Here is a 13,649-nt window from a genome sequence, read left to right as displayed (position 1 = left end):
GGTCGCGAGCACCGCGCCTCAGCTCCGCGAGGCCACCCCGGGGGCACGCGCGGCAGTGAACACGCGGAGCAGCAGCGCGTGCAGCTGGCCCCGTTCGGCGGCGGTGAGGTCGGCCAGCACGATCTCGTCGACCGCGGTGGCCTCGTCCACGAGCCGCGCGAGCAGGTCCCGCCCGCTCCCGGTGACGGTGACCAGCACGCGTCGACGATCGGCGCCGTCGCGCGCCCGCGCCACGTGACCCGCGGTGGTGAGCTGGTCGATCACCTTCGCCATGTCGCTGGGGTCGACGGACAGGCGGACGCTGAGATCGCGCTGGGCGTGCGGGCCGAAATCCACCAGGGCGGCGAGGACCGCCATGTGCCACAGCCGCAGGCCGCGCCCGGCCAGCCGGGTCGTGACGCGTTCCCGCGCCGCCTTGCCGTTGAGGGAGAGCAGGTAGGACGTGACGCCCAGCAGAGTGGGCGGCGCGGCCGTGGGAAACTCCATGGTCTCGATCCTAGGTCACCACCTATAGTGGGTGACAACCTACGATTGGAGAGGCATGGACGCGCTGCATCCCCGCCTGCTGGTCCACGACTTCCGGACGGTCCACACGTTCTTCTCCGCCCTCCTGCCCGAACTCGTCGGCGCGCACCAGGCGGCCGGCGGCCCGGACGGTCCCTACGCGAGCTGGGACGTCGGCGGCGAAGGCCTGCTGTCGATGTTCGACGCCGGGGCGATGAGCGCGGCGACCGGGACGGAGGCGAGCCCGGGAGGCACGGTGATGCTGGTGTGCCGCGTGCCCGACGTCGACGCCGGCACCGAACTGTGCCTGACGCTGGGCGCCACGCTCGTGGCGCCGCCGACCGACCGGCCGGACTGGGGCCCGCACCTGCGCGTTTCCCACGTGCGCGCGCCGGAGGGGGTGCTGATCGAACTGCAGTCGTACTGATCCTGCCGCGTGATCCGCCCCGGCGCGTCGGCTAGCCTGCCGTCATGGGGAGCGCCGAGCTGGATGAGTTGATCGTCGCGGACGCCGAGGCGTTGCGCGCGTGGTTGTCGGCCCACCACGCCGACTCGCCCGGCGTCTGGCTGGCCCTGACCCGGAAGGGCGGCACCGTCACCACGCTGACCTGGCAGCAGGCGGTCGACGAGGGCCTGTGCTTCGGCTGGATCGACGGGCAGGCCCGCAAACGGGACCAGGAGACCTCCTGGATCCGGTTCACCCCGCGGCGGGCCCGCAGCACCTGGTCCCAGCGCAACGTCGCCCACGTGGCCCGGCTCGAAGCCGAAGGGCGCATGCTGCCCTCGGGCCGCGCCGCGGTGGAGGCCGCGAAGGCGGACGGGCGGTGGGCGGCGGCCTACGCCCCGCCGTCGGAAGCCGAGGTACCGGCCGATCTGCTCGCCGCGATCGCCGCCGTCCCGGCCGCCCAGGCCATGTTCGACGTGCTCACCCAGGCCAACCGGTTCGCCCTCATCTACCGCCTCAATGCCGTCAAACGGGCGGAGACCCGCGAGCGCAAGATCGGCGAGTTCGTCGCCATGCTGGCCCGCCACGAGACGGTCAACCCGCAGAAGGCCAGACCCGCGAACTCGCCGTAACCGGCCCGGCATCGCTGTCCGCCCCGGCGCCCTCCCGCCCGGCGACGGCGGCCTGGATGCGCCGCAGCGTGCGCAGCCCCTTCTTCGCGGCGGTGCGCACTTCCCCGTCGAACACGGTCGCGCCCCGGTCACCGGCCATGAGGCGCTCCAGCGTCGGCACCGCCCGATCATCACCGGTCGAGCCGAGCGCGACGGCCGCCCAGTACCGCTGATCCGGGTCGGTGCTGTCGGCCGCGGCCAGCAGCCGGGGCAGCACCTCCGGCATGAACAGGGCCAGCGTGCTGGCGATGTAGCCGATCCGGGGGAACCGCCGGTGCTCGAACTCGGACCACAGCGCCTCCAGCGCCGCGTCGCCGCCGATGCGGGCCAGGGCGTCGGCCGTGCGCTGGCGAAGCCAGTCGGCCTGGTCGCCGAGCAGAGGCCGCAGCGACGGTACGACCGAAGCGTCACCGAGGCGCCCGAGCGCGGTCACCGCCTCGTCCCGGACGATCCACTGCTCATGGTCGAGCAGCGTGACGAGCTGCGGCACGGCGGCCCGGACGTCCATGGCCACGCAACCCATCGCGGCCCACGCCTGGCAGTTGTACCGGGTGTCGGCGAGCGCGGCCAGCAGCGGCTCCCGCAGTCCGGGGTCGGCGAAGACGGCCGCCTGGTTCATCGCCCGCGAGTACAACGACCGGTGGTAGTCCCGGTAGTCGCGGACGAGCACGTGCAGCGCCGCGATGGCTGATTGATCACCGTCCGTCCGGGCCCGGTCGAGCAGGTGGTGCAGATGCGTTTCACGGGTCGCGAGGTCTCCGGTCCGGAGGCCCTGCAGGTCAGCGGGATTCACCGCCCGACCATACGCGCCGGTCACCCACCGGGTCGGCGGGCTGCGTCCATCACCACCGCGGCATGGCGATGCCCGGAGGTCCGCGGGCGGTAGCTGAGGTGCACGACGCCGTTGCGGAATCGGCGCTCATCGAGGAGCTCGAGATCCGCGCGCATGCCGGTCGGCAGTCCCGGCTTACCCCCGCCGACCACAACGGGCAGGATGAGCAGCCGGCACTCGTCGACCAGCCCGGCTCGGAAAGCCTGCGCCGCGAGGTCGGCTCCTCCTACGGTGAGATCGCGGCCGGTCGTGGCCTTCAGCTCGTGTACTGCGGCGGGGTCGAAACGGCGTTCGAGTCGGGTGCCCGCGGTCGACACCGCGGGCAGGGTCGCGGAGTAGACGACTTTGCTCGCCGCCTGCCAGGTGCTCGCGAAGTCGGCCATGAGGTCGGACTGCGCGGCCAGGGCGGTGTCGGTCTCCCAGACGGCCATCGCCTCGTACAGGCGCCGCCCGTAGAGGAACGTGCCCACGGACCGCAGGAGGTCGGTGGTGAAAGCGAATACCTCGTCGTCGACGGGGAGCCAGTCGAACGCGCCGTTCCCGTCCTTGATGTAGCCGTCAAGCGACACATTCGTCACGTAGATGAGCTTGCCCACGCCGTCACCTCTCCAGTAGCGGGCCGCCTTGTGGCTCCCGGTCCCGGGAGACCACAGAACGGCTGTCTCCACCTGATCCACGAACGACCCGCGGCGGATCCGACAGCCTGAGCCGAGACCGGCCGCGGGGCGCACCACCGCCGGTCCGTCGACGAAGAAAAGATCGACGCATGGAAGTGGATTGCGGTATCCGGCTGGACGCGTAACGTCACCCGCCATGAGAACGTTCATAGGCAGTCGTCTGTCTGCCCTCCTCGCCAGCAGCGCGGCAGTGCTCGTCGCGACCGCCGGGATGGCCGCTCCCGCATACGCGGGCGGCGGCGCCCCGGCACCGGGCTCGGCCGGTCTCGGGGACCGGCTGTATCCCCTGCTCGGCAACGGCGGGTACGACGTGCAGGACTACAACCTCCGGGTGCTCTACCCCCAGAAGGATCCGAAGCAGACAGTGACCGGCACCGTGACGATCACGGCCGTCGCCACCCAGAATCTCTCCCGCTTCAACCTCGACTTCGGCGGCGACTCCGTCGGCCGGGTCACGGTGAACGGGTCCACCGCCCGATTCACCCGCGACGGCGACGAACTGGTCATCACGCCGCGGCACTACCTGAAGCGGGGCAAGCGCTTCTGGGTCACCGTCAGCGACTACAAGTCGACGCCCATCGAGGCCAACGCCGATTCCCCGGCCGGCTTCGTGACCACGGCCGACGGCACGTTCATGGCCGGCCAGCCGAACGAGTCGCACAACTACTTCCCGAGCAACGACCACCCGCGTGACATGGCCACGTACACGATCACGCTCACCGCCCCGACGGGCTGGACCGCGGTGGCCAACGGCCGGCACCTCGGCGACCGGCGCCACGGCGGCTACGTCTCCTCGGTCTACCGCGAGTCCAGGCCGATGGCCAGCGAGCTGATTCAGGCGGCCGTCGGCGACTTCGTCGTGCACACCCGGCCGCCGGTGGCGGGCGTGCCGATCCGCGACGTCGTCCCGCGCCGCCTCGCCAGTGACCTGCTGCCCAAGGCCGAGGTCGAGCGTCCGCAGCTGTCCTGGATGATCGACAAGGTCGGGCGTTACCCGTTCGAGAACTACGGCTCCCTGGTGGTCGACACCGACCTGGGCTTCGCCCTGGAGACCCAGACCCTCTCCCTCTACGACACCCGGCTGTTCGGCGCGCCGAAGTTCGTGCTCGACCCGGTGATGGCGCACGAGCTGACGCACATGTGGTTCGGCGACAGCGTGGCGCCGTGGTCGTGGAGCGACGTGTGGCAGAGCGAGGGCCACGCGACGTGGTACGAGCTGCTCTACGCCGAGGAGACCGGCGTCTTCCAGCAGTACACCGGCACCCCGGACCGGGAGGCGTACTTCAAGGCCGCGTACGCGCGCGGCGACATCTACCGCGCCCGCTACGGCCCGGTGGCCCACCCGCTGCGGTCGGACTCGATCTGGGACGTGTTCAACCCCAACGTGTACGACGGCGGAGCGGTCGTCCTGTACGCGCTGCAGCAGCGGATCGGCGTCCGGAACTTCCAGACGCTCGAGCGGACCTGGGTGGCCCGGAACCGCGGCAAGTCGGCCTCGACCCAGGACTTCATCGCGCTGGCGTCCCGGATCTCCGGCCAGGACCTGCGCGGCTTCCTGAACGACTGGCTCTACGGCACCAAGACGCCGCCGATGCCAGGCCACCCGGACTGGACGGTGACGCCACCCCCGGCCCCGTCGTCCGCCGCCGCGGCGACGACGTCGGCCCCGGCCGGCAGGACGCTGGTCAGCCGCCGCTGACCGGCAGCGCTCTCCCTTTCGTGGTCCCCGCCGGCCGTTCCGGTCACGCATGGAAAACCGGCCGGCGGGGAACACGAGGACGGTGGACGACGAGGCCGTGTACGACGACGGTCGGGTCCGGGTGGACAGCGACGGCGTCACCCTGCGCCGCTACTACTTCCCGATAGCCACCGCCAAGCACATCCGTTACCGCGACATCCGGTCGGTGGACCTGCGCCCGATGAGCTGGCTCACCGGCCGGGGCCGCCTGTGGGGCACGAGCGACCCGCGCTACTGGCTCCCGCTGGAGGCCGGCCGGGCCGGCAAGCACACACTGATCGTCCTGGATCTGGGCGGGCGGGTCTCGCCGGCGTTCACCCCGGACGACCCGCGGCGGGCCGGGGAGCTGATCGAGCGGTACCGGTCGGGGAGTGCGCCCGGCCGAGCCTGACGGCCGGGCCGCCTCGCATGATCGTTCTTCCGCTGCGCCGGCGTCCCCACGACTGCGGCATGGACCCGGCTCCACACTGCTTCGACGAGACGACGGACGCACCCGGCAGTTTCCCCTTTCCGCGTGTCCACCCGAGCGGAATCAAGCCGAGGGACCTTGATCGTCATACCGGGTCACCACCGCGGTCAGGGATGTTCCGGAGGCCGTCCGGTACGCCCTCGCCACCGCGTCGGTAGTCAGCGCCTGCCGGGCAGCCTGCTCGGCGGCGTCGCGGTCGGCCATCTCGTCCGGCGTGAAGATCGGTGAGCCCAGGGCGGTACGTTCCCGTTCCGCGATCGTCAGCAGGACGAGGCCGGCCTCCGGCTGGTCGCTCAGGATCTCCAGTTGCGCCAGTCCCTCGATCGCGTCCAGTTGGCCCTCCGGGATGGCCAACTCGGTATAGATCCGCAGGGCGCTCCGCATACAGGCGCCGGACGCATCGAGGTCTCCACGCCGGCGGGCGATGATGCCCAGGTTGGTCAACGCGGCCGCCTCGCCGCGTCGCTCGCCGGCCGTGTGGAACCAGTTCAGCGCGCGCCTCAGCAGCGGCTCGGCCTCGTCGAGCCGGTCCAGGCAGCGCAGAGTGGTGGCCGTGTTGTTGCAGGCGACGGCGATGGCTCGGGCGTCGTCCTCGCGCTCCGCCATCGCCAAGCCCTCGAAACCGAACGCCAACGATGCCACATGGTCGCGCTGACCCTGGGCGGTGGCCGACAGATTGTTCAGCGCCGCGATCGTCCCGGTCCGGTCGTCCAGCCCGCGGAAGATCGCCAGGCACTGCTCGCCGAGCTGGCGCGCCGCCGGCAGATCGCCGGAGTTGCGGGCCAACGAGGCGGCGACCCGCAAGGCCCGGCCGCGCAGCACGCTCGGGCCACCGGTGGCAGCCGCGAGCGCCCGGTTCAGCCAGGCGCGGCCCTCCATCATCCGACCGGTGACCCACCAGTACCACCACATCGCGGTAGCGATGCTCAGGCCCTGCTCGGCGTCCCCATGATCCAGCGACCAGGCGAGCGCGGCCTGAATGTTGTCGTACTCCCGGGTGATGGCGCCGAGCCAACGAGTGTGCGCGGGCCCGTCCGGAGGCGGCGGCGCGGCCAGCCGGTCGGCGCAGAGCGCGACGAGCCGCTGGTGCGCCGGGTCGTCATCATCGAGACGTTCCATCGCGTATTCCCGGATGGTCTCGGTCAGCCGATAGCCGCCGTCGACCAGCTCGACCATGGACCGGTCGACCAGCTGAGTGAGCGGCTCGAGGGCGTCGCTACCGCGCACCGCCGTGGCAGCAGCCGGATCGAAGCCTCCGGCGAAGACGCTGAGCTGGAGCAGCAGTCGTCGCTGCTCCTCGGTGAGCAGGTCGAAACCCCAGTCGATCGCCGCCCGCATGGTCTGGTGGCGATGCACCGGAGACGTGCCGACGAGAAGGTCGAGCCGCCGGTCGAGGCGGGACATGATCTCGGCCAGCGGCACGGCACGCAGCCTCGCCGCAGCCAGCTCGATCGCCAGCGGAAGCCCATCCAGCCGACGGCAGAGTTCGGCGGCCCCGGGCAGTTCGGCCGGCTGGAGCGCCAGCCCGCCGCGGGCCGTGGCGACCCGATCGGCGAGCAGCCGTACGGCGTCGGACCGTGCGCCCGGCTCATCGGGCGCCGGGACGGTGAGACCGGCCAGCAGGAAGACCACCTCACCAGCCAGTCCGAGCGGTTCCCGACTGGTCGCGACGATCCGCACCCCCGGGCACGCGGCGAGCAGCTCGTACGCGAAAGCGGCGACATCGGCTCTGATGTGCTCGCAGTTGTCCAGCAACAGCAGGACCCGACCGCTCAGATGACGGGCCAGCGTGAGCAGAATCGGGACACCCGGTTCCTCACGGACCCGGACAGCCGCCGCCACACGCTCAGCGAGCAGGCCGGTGGTATGCCCGGCGAGTTCCACCAGATGCACGGCGTCGTGCACGGCGGCCATCTCCCGGGCCGCCTCATACATCAACCGAGTCTTGCCACAGCCGCCCGGCCCGACCACGGTCAGCAGCCGGTTCGTTCCCAGCAGGTCGATCGCCCGGTCCAGCTCGGCGCGCCGGCCGATGAACCGGCTCCGGGCGCCGGGCAACCCTGTCGCAGGCAGGTCCAGAGTCGGGTCGCGGCGCCGAATTCCCTCGGCCAGCGCGACCAGCCCGGCTCGCGGCTCCGTCCCGTAGCCGGCCAGGGCGAGCTTGGTCCGTTCGTACACCTTCAGGGCATCGGTGCTGCGGCCGGCGCGGTGCAGCGCCAGCATCAGGCGTTCGACGAGCGGTTCGATGGTCGGCTCGGCCGCGACCCAGCTACTGAGCTCGGCCAGCACCGGCCGCTGCTCGGCCGTGGCCCGGTCCACCCAGTCCTGGCGGGCCGTGAGAAGCAGCTCCTCCAGCCGGGCGGCGGCTGCGGTCACGAGTTGCCCGTCAGCGGCGTCCTCGTACGCGGCGCCCCGCCACAGCGCGAGCGCCTCGTCGAGCGCCCCATCGGTGAACAGCTTCTCGAACTCGTCCGCATCGGACGGGCCGGTCAAGGCGTACCCGTCGTCCACGGTCCGCAGCCGCGCTCCGACCAGCTTCCGCAACCCGGACACATGCACCTGCAGCGCGTTGGCTGCGGTCGGCGGCACCTTTCCCGGCCACAGCTCGGCGATCAACCGCTGCGCCGATGTGGGCAGCCCACCGGCAGCGACCAGGGCCGCGACCAGCATCCGCATCCGCGGTGGCAGCGGCACGGCGACACCGTCGCCCGTGATCACCCGGACCGGACCGAGTACCTCGAACCGCATGTGTCTCCGTCTTAAGCGTTCCTTCAGTGCCGACTCATACGGTATCGGCGTGAACGGCCGAACTGGTGGGACGAGGAGCGAAACGGGATGATCAGCGGTATCAATAGATCTTGTCGGGTGATGGCGGCTGTTGCCGTGGCCGGGTTGATCGGCATGACCGCATCCTGTGCCGGAGCCGACGACACCGAGGCGAAGAGTGCGGATGCGCCGGCTCCCGCCGGTCCGGTGACCGGCGAGAACGCCGACGTCACGGTCTCCGGCAAGGGCATGAATGGTGGCTGCGAGGCGGTCCGAAAGATCTTCGTCGCGTTGGAAGGCGGCGACAAGGCGGCTGCGGAGACACTCAAGACCAAGGCCGACGCCCTGTTCGAGGAGGTCGCCGCCACCGAAGCCACCAAGGACATCGGCCTGGCCACCGACGGTGCCACCATGGCGGCGGATCTGGGGTTCTCCCTGCCCGACGGCCCGATCTACCAGAGCACCCTGGCGGCTGACTACCGGTCGATCTGCGTGGCGAAGCACCAGGCTGCGGCGTTACCCGCCTGATCCGCCATCCGTTCACGCTGAGCCGGGCAGAATCCGAGGCGCTCAATGAATTCGTACCTTTCGCGGCGCGCCGCGATCTCCGTCGCCGTAGCCGGCGTTCTCTGCCTGTCGGTCGCTGCTTGCGGCGACTCCGACACCGAGTCGCCATCCGCGGCGGGGCCGACCACTGTTGCGACCGCGAATGCCGCCGCCGGCGGTGACAGCAGGACCGTGTCGGCCGCCGACTTGTGCGCATTTCTCGACAGCAACCTGCCGCGCTGGAAGTCGGCAGGTGGCCAACTCGCCGCGATGACCGAGGTCACCACCGAGATGTTCACCTTCTACGACGAAAAGGGCCAGGTCGTGCCGCGCACCGAACTCGACGAGATGACCAAGGCGGAATGCCCGGCGGCGCGGACCGAGGTGCTGAAGACCATCGGATTCACCAGCTTCCTGGAACTCTGAGGCCACGGGGTACCGCGACTCCACTTGATGACTGTGTCACCTATGCCGACGAAGCCCGGTCGGCCCATCCTCTACGCGCTCGGGAGACAGTCATGGTCGGGACCAAGCAACCGCGCCGTCGGGGCCACCGCCGCCTGATCGGGTGGATCATGGTCGCGGCCGTGGCGCTCTCCGCGTGCACGGATTCCGGATCACCCCGCGACGGTGCCAGCGAGCCGGTTGCACAGCCCGCACCGACGGCGGCTGCGGCCGGGACGCCAGAGGCCATTTTGACGGCGGCGGGCATGCAGATCGTTGCCGACGAGACGGCGCCGGTGTCCCCCGCACCGGGCATGGTCATGCTGACCAGAGTGCAGGCGGACCGGATGATCTCCGAGCTGGCCGCCGGTGGAGGGCTGCTCGGAGCAGACCTGGACGCGCTGGCGCCGACGCCGCCGGGATCACCTCCGATGAGCTACCTGCTCGCCGCCTGGCTCTCCAACCGGCCGACACCGACGGCGCAGGCGGCACACGGGCTGACCGGTGACCGAGACTGGCGGCACGCCCGGCAGGTGATCTTCCCCCTGGCCGTCGTCTCCATGTTCGTCACCGACTTCACCCGGCCCTTGGCCGCCGGCTCCCGGGCAGCGACGGAGTCCACCGCGCCCGGGCTCACCGGTACGGCGGGACCGAGCCCGGGCGCGATGCGGCCGGCGGCCCTGACCGCGGGCCAGGTCGAGCTCGTCGCCTTCGATCCGTGCGCCGACATCACGGCGTTTCTGGCGAAGGCGATGAAGACGGTCTTCGACGCCCTCAAGCTGAACCCTGGTAACTCGGGCGGTCTGCTGAGCTTCGTGCCCTGGCTCGCCACTGTCTGGAACATCGCGGTGGACCTCGCTCGCGGCATCGTCGAGGCCGTCGTCACGAAGCTGACCCAGCCTGTGTTCGACCTGCTGCGCGCGGCAATCGGTGCCGCGGCCGTCGCTACCCTCGTGGTCTCGTACTTCACCAAGCAGACCCTGTCGGTGCGGCTCGAACCCGCGACGGACTTTCGGTTCGCTGTCGGGTCCGAGCCCGACATCAGCGGCGAGTTCGTGGCGACGGCCGACAGACTCACCGAGAAGTGGCCGGACGCGCTGGTCAAGTGCGCCGAGGTCACGAAGAAGAAGCTGCCGACCGTCCTCAAGTCCGGCGCGAAGGCCACCTGGCAGGTGGCGGCCAACGATGGCCCGGTGATCACCACCGGTGCGCTGACCGGTGTGGTCGGCACCGACCTGACCTCCCGGCTGCGGTTCACCACCGGTCGTGAGACCGCGGAGGCCGCCGAGGAAACGGTGGAGCGTGGGACTGCTGTCGTCCGGGTAGAGGCCGATCGGCCGGAGCTGCGCGAACTGCTCGAGGAGGCGAAGTTCCAGGTCCGCGCCGCGCTCAACGCGGTGCTCAGCGCGGTGCCGGTCCCAGCGGCAGTGTTGAACGCGATCTTCGACCCGGTGCTGAACCGGATCCAGGCTGAGATCTCCGGCCGGGTCGGTGGCGCGTTCACCGTGGCGGGTACCGGCAGTGTGGGGGTGACGTTCCACCGCCCCAGGTCCAAGCCGTCGTCCCGTCCGCCGACGCGCTCGACCGGCGGAGGCGACTTCTGCACCCAGTACCGGGCGATGGCCAAGTGGTCACATGACCACCAGGGCAAGCCCACGACCGAGGCATGGGCGGCGGAACTGGTCAGCCGACTGACCGCGATGCGGCCCGCGGCGCCGGCCGGCAAACGCGGGTGGGTCGACTCGTTGTTGCGGGTGTACCGGCTGGTGGCGGCCTCCGCCGGCCCGGCCGTGATCGGCAACGAGGTCGCCACCTCCGGCTTCCCCGCGGCGGGCGAAGGACTGGCGGCCTACTGCAAGGTCGATCCGGGCCTCCTGCAGGTGCGGTGACCGGTTGCGGGGAAGGTGCTTCCATCTCCTGCCGGGGCTGTACAGGTATTCCAGCGGGTGTGAACGGGTGGTGACTCACCACGGACGACAAACCTGGCAGGAACGTCCCCTTCTGCCGCGGACCGCGCGGTCTGCTCGGCGCTCGGATCCGCCTCGTAGGCTCTCGCCGATGAAAATCGGAGGCAAATCCGATCTTGGCTGGCCATACTGCTCCCATGAAACTTGCCGAAGCTCTCGCGCTGCGCGCAGATGCGTCGCGCCGTACCGAACAGCTCCGCTCTCGCATCACCAGCAGCGCGCGCTTCCAGGAGGGCGAGACCCCGGCCGAGGACGCAGCGTCCCTGCTCGCCGAGGCCGGTGAGGTGCTCACCGAGCTCGAGTCGCTGATCAGGCGGATCAACCGCACCAATGCCGCGACCCTGATCGAGGGCGGCACGCTGACCGACGCGCTCGCCCGGCGGGACGTGCTGCGCCTGCGCCACAGCACGGTCACGTCCGCAGCTGACGCCGCGGCCGGTGAGGGCCAGCGTGGATACCGCCAGTTGCGGTCCGAGCTGAAGATGATCCCGGCGCTGCCGGTCGCTGAGCTGCGCCGCCAGGCCGACGATCTGGCCCGGCAGGTGAGAGAGGTCGACACGCTGATTCAGCGGGTCAACTGGGAGGTCGATCTGCTCGACTGACCGACGCGGAGCAGGTAACCGCCGTGGAGGCGTGCGCGAACCCGGGAGCCGGCGGGTCATCCGGCTCACTCCTGGCGCGCCGGGGGCAGGCGCGGGGGTTCGATTCCCCGACGCACATCGCATGCCCAGCACGCGGCACAGGTGACGGCGCACAGGGCACGGCACACCACCGAGCGCAGATCCACGACGGCGAGGGCGGGATCGGGGAACTCCGCGTCGCTTCACGAACGAAACGGGTCGTCGACATCGGGCCGCCGGAGGCGATCGGGCCGGTGGTGCTTCATGATTGCTCGGGTGAGCAACCTGACTATCCGGCCCCTGACCATCCGAGCCCGGCGGTCCGAGGATCTCCACCAGTGTGTCGCAGCGCTGCGTGAGGTGCGCCTGGCCGACGGCTATCCGATGAAGTGGCCGTCGGATCCCCGGGCCTGGCTGGACCGCCCGCAGCTGGACCAGGCCTGGGTGGCCCAGAGCTCACCCGGCGTCATCGACGGGCACGTCGCCGTCCAGAACGGCCGGGAGGTCACCCGCCTGTTCGTGGCGCCCGCGGCCCGCCGCCGGAAGGTCGGCAGCGCGCTGCTGGACCACGTGAGCGTGTGGGCCGGCGGCCGGCTGATCCTCAACGTCATCGACAAGCCGGATTCCGCCGCGGTCGCCTTCTACGAGGCCACGGGGTGGCGGTACACGCATACGACGACCGCGGGCTGGAGCGGTCCGCGCGGGGAGGCCGTGCGGCTACGGCACTACGTCCGTTAGCGCGGCCCCTGGTCGAAGGCGGGCACCCGGCCCGATCCGGATCATCCCGCGGGAATCACCCGGCCCGGGCGACGCTCTCCCAAGCGGTCGACATGGGTACGAAGGCCCGCAGGTCGCCGCCCCGGCCGCCGCCCAGCCGGTTCATCGCGTAGGCGTAGGTGGCCCGCGCGTCCATGTCGATGACGGCCAGCGAACCGCCCGCGCCGCCCCAGAACAGCGTGCGGGGGCCGGGCATGAAGTCGCCGCCGACCGCGAAGCCGAGCCCGAAGCGGACCGGTATGCCGAGGATCAGGTCCGTCCCCTCGACCTGGACCTCCAGCGCCCGGCGGCAGGTCGCCTCGGACAGGAAGCGCCGGCCCCGGGCGACGCCGCCGTTGGCCAGGATGGTGTGCACCTGGGCGATGGCGCGGGCGTTGCCGGTGCCGCCGCCGGCCGGGATCTCGGCGGCCCGCCAGGCGCGGGTGTTGACCACCGACGTGTCGAGCCGCGGGTTGTGCGCCGCGTTGTCCTGCAGGTCCGTCAGGTCGCCGGAGAACGGCTCCTGCGCGGGCGGGATCACCTCGGCGACCCGGGGCTCCGCGGACTCCGGCAGCCCGATGTGGAAGTCGGCGCCGAGCGGCTCGGCGATCTCCTCGCGGTACACCGTGCCCAGCGACCGGCCGGTGATCCGCCGGACCAGCTCACCGATCAGGAACCCCTGGGTGACCACGTGGTAGCCGGAGGCGGTCCCGGGTTTCCAGAACGGCTCCTGGGCCGCCAGCGCCGCGGTCGCCCGCTGCCAGTCGTAGAGGTCCTCCGGCCGCAGCGGGGCACGCCAGCCGGACAGTCCGGCGGAGTGGCTCAGCACCTGCGCGACCGTGATCTCGTCCTTGCCGTTGGCGGCGAACTGCGGCCAGTAGCGGGCCACCGGCGCGGCGAAGTCCAGCTCGCCGCGGTCGGCCAGCAGCAGCGCGGTCAGGGCCGCCATGGTCTTGGTGAGCGAGTAGACGTTGACGATCGTGTCCCGCTCCCAGATCCGGGTACGCGCCGCGTCGGCGTACCCGCCCCAGAGGTCGGCGACCGTCTCGCCGTCGACGGTGGCGCAGAAGCACGCGCCCGTCTCGGCGCCGTCGGTGAAGTTCTGTTCGAACGCGGCGCGAACCCCCGCCATGTCGTCCCGGACGAATCCCCGGACATCCCCCTGAGCCATCAGCGTCCCTCCAGACCCGTCGCATTCTCCGCGGCGGCGCATT

At 71.1% G+C, this 13,649-nt stretch carries 14 protein-coding genes; 9 read left to right on the top strand and 5 right to left on the bottom strand.

Annotated features, from left to right (window positions below):
• Window positions 1–18: 18 nt before the first annotated feature.
• Entirely contained in the window at window positions 19–486 is a 468-nt protein-coding gene (locus tag Ani05nite_RS20440; protein WP_203770419.1) for a MarR family winged helix-turn-helix transcriptional regulator, read from the bottom strand.
• A gap of 55 nt (window positions 487–541) precedes the next feature.
• Here Ani05nite_RS20440 and Ani05nite_RS20435 point away from each other — a divergent pair, with 55 nt between their 5' ends.
• On the top strand, window positions 542–931 hold the full coding sequence (locus Ani05nite_RS20435) for a VOC family protein (RefSeq protein ID WP_203770418.1): 390 nt from the start codon (window positions 542–544) through the stop codon (window positions 929–931).
• 44 nt (window positions 932–975) lie between these two features.
• Window positions 976–1,581: a YdeI/OmpD-associated family protein gene (locus Ani05nite_RS20430; protein WP_203770417.1), complete on the top strand. Its 606-nt coding sequence runs from the start codon at window positions 976–978 to the stop codon at window positions 1,579–1,581.
• On the opposite strand, the gene Ani05nite_RS20425 is transcribed toward Ani05nite_RS20430, so the two are convergent.
• Together Ani05nite_RS20425 and Ani05nite_RS20420 are read right to left on the bottom strand one after the other, a co-directional pair.
• Window positions 1,544–2,413, bottom strand: a complete 870-nt coding sequence (locus Ani05nite_RS20425) for a HEAT repeat domain-containing protein (protein WP_203770416.1) — start codon at window positions 2,411–2,413, stop codon at window positions 1,544–1,546. The two genes, Ani05nite_RS20430 and Ani05nite_RS20425, sit on opposite strands and share 38 nt — an antisense overlap.
• A gap of 20 nt (window positions 2,414–2,433) precedes the next feature.
• On the bottom strand, window positions 2,434–3,048 hold the full coding sequence (locus Ani05nite_RS20420) for a dihydrofolate reductase family protein (RefSeq protein ID WP_203770415.1): 615 nt from the start codon (window positions 3,046–3,048) through the stop codon (window positions 2,434–2,436).
• A gap of 271 nt (window positions 3,049–3,319) precedes the next feature.
• Here Ani05nite_RS20420 and Ani05nite_RS20415 point away from each other — a divergent pair, with 271 nt between their 5' ends.
• Both Ani05nite_RS20415 and Ani05nite_RS20410 read left to right on the top strand, forming a co-directional pair.
• Window positions 3,320–4,828, top strand: coding sequence for a M1 family metallopeptidase (locus tag Ani05nite_RS20415; RefSeq protein ID WP_239130424.1), 1,509 nt, complete (start codon window positions 3,320–3,322; stop codon window positions 4,826–4,828).
• An 82-nt stretch (window positions 4,829–4,910) separates the two neighbouring features.
• Window positions 4,911–5,258 (top strand): hypothetical protein, encoded by a 348-nt coding sequence (locus tag Ani05nite_RS20410; protein WP_203770412.1) that lies wholly within the window; start codon window positions 4,911–4,913, stop codon window positions 5,256–5,258.
• Window positions 5,259–5,399: 141 nt separating this feature from the next.
• Here the strand turns inward: Ani05nite_RS20410 and Ani05nite_RS20405 are convergent, their stop codons facing one another.
• Window positions 5,400–8,006: an AfsR/SARP family transcriptional regulator gene (locus Ani05nite_RS20405; RefSeq protein WP_239130453.1), complete on the bottom strand. Its 2,607-nt coding sequence runs from the start codon at window positions 8,004–8,006 to the stop codon at window positions 5,400–5,402.
• 165 nt (window positions 8,007–8,171) lie between these two features.
• Here Ani05nite_RS20405 and Ani05nite_RS20400 point away from each other — a divergent pair, with 165 nt between their 5' ends.
• From Ani05nite_RS20400 to Ani05nite_RS20380, 5 genes are all read left to right on the top strand, one after another.
• On the top strand, window positions 8,172–8,630 hold the full coding sequence (locus Ani05nite_RS20400; protein ID WP_203770408.1) for a hypothetical protein: 459 nt from the start codon (window positions 8,172–8,174) through the stop codon (window positions 8,628–8,630).
• Window positions 8,631–8,675: 45 nt separating this feature from the next.
• Window positions 8,676–9,074: a hypothetical protein gene (locus Ani05nite_RS20395; protein ID WP_203770406.1), complete on the top strand. Its 399-nt coding sequence runs from the start codon at window positions 8,676–8,678 to the stop codon at window positions 9,072–9,074.
• Entirely contained in the window at window positions 9,011–10,981 is a 1,971-nt protein-coding gene (locus Ani05nite_RS20390; RefSeq protein ID WP_203770405.1) for a hypothetical protein, read from the top strand. Before Ani05nite_RS20395 ends, Ani05nite_RS20390 begins: the two co-directional genes overlap by 64 nt.
• A gap of 215 nt (window positions 10,982–11,196) precedes the next feature.
• A complete protein-coding gene (locus tag Ani05nite_RS20385) occupies window positions 11,197–11,661 on the top strand; it encodes a DIP1984 family protein (protein WP_203770404.1) in 465 nt (154 codons plus the stop codon).
• A gap of 294 nt (window positions 11,662–11,955) precedes the next feature.
• Window positions 11,956–12,417, top strand: a complete 462-nt coding sequence (locus Ani05nite_RS20380) for a GNAT family N-acetyltransferase (protein ID WP_239130421.1) — start codon at window positions 11,956–11,958, stop codon at window positions 12,415–12,417.
• 55 nt (window positions 12,418–12,472) lie between these two features.
• Here the strand turns inward: Ani05nite_RS20380 and Ani05nite_RS20375 are convergent, their stop codons facing one another.
• A complete protein-coding gene (locus tag Ani05nite_RS20375) occupies window positions 12,473–13,606 on the bottom strand; it encodes a serine hydrolase domain-containing protein (RefSeq protein WP_203770402.1) in 1,134 nt (377 codons plus the stop codon).
• Window positions 13,607–13,649 lie beyond the last annotated feature (43 nt).

This window comes from Actinoplanes nipponensis (assembly GCF_016862275.1).
In the GTDB taxonomy this organism is placed as follows: Bacteria; Actinomycetota; Actinomycetes; order Mycobacteriales; family Micromonosporaceae; genus Actinoplanes; species Actinoplanes nipponensis.
Note: the sequence above shows the minus strand (reverse complement) of the source record. Positions and strands in the feature narration are given on the sequence as shown.

Excerpts from the sequence above, each read along its gene's own strand:
- Ani05nite_RS20400 (WP_203770408.1), top strand. The coding sequence starts at position 8,172 with ATGATCAGCGGTATCAATAGATCTTGTCGGGTGATGGCGGCTGTTGCC.
- Ani05nite_RS20435 (WP_203770418.1), top strand. The coding sequence starts at position 542 with ATGGACGCGCTGCATCCCCGCCTGCTGGTCCACGACTTCCGGACGGTC.
- Ani05nite_RS20440 (WP_203770419.1), bottom strand. The coding sequence starts at position 486 with ATGGAGTTTCCCACGGCCGCGCCGCCCACTCTGCTGGGCGTCACGTCC.
- Ani05nite_RS20390 (WP_203770405.1), top strand. The coding sequence starts at position 9,011 with ATGCCCGGCGGCGCGGACCGAGGTGCTGAAGACCATCGGATTCACCAG.
- Ani05nite_RS20405 (WP_239130453.1), bottom strand. The coding sequence starts at position 8,006 with ATGCTGGTCGCGGCCCTGGTCGCTGCCGGTGGGCTGCCCACATCGGCG.
- Ani05nite_RS20385 (WP_203770404.1), top strand. The coding sequence starts at position 11,197 with ATGAAACTTGCCGAAGCTCTCGCGCTGCGCGCAGATGCGTCGCGCCGT.
- Ani05nite_RS20395 (WP_203770406.1), top strand. The coding sequence starts at position 8,676 with ATGAATTCGTACCTTTCGCGGCGCGCCGCGATCTCCGTCGCCGTAGCC.
- Ani05nite_RS20430 (WP_203770417.1), top strand. The coding sequence starts at position 976 with ATGGGGAGCGCCGAGCTGGATGAGTTGATCGTCGCGGACGCCGAGGCG.
- Ani05nite_RS20375 (WP_203770402.1), bottom strand. The coding sequence starts at position 13,606 with ATGGCTCAGGGGGATGTCCGGGGATTCGTCCGGGACGACATGGCGGGG.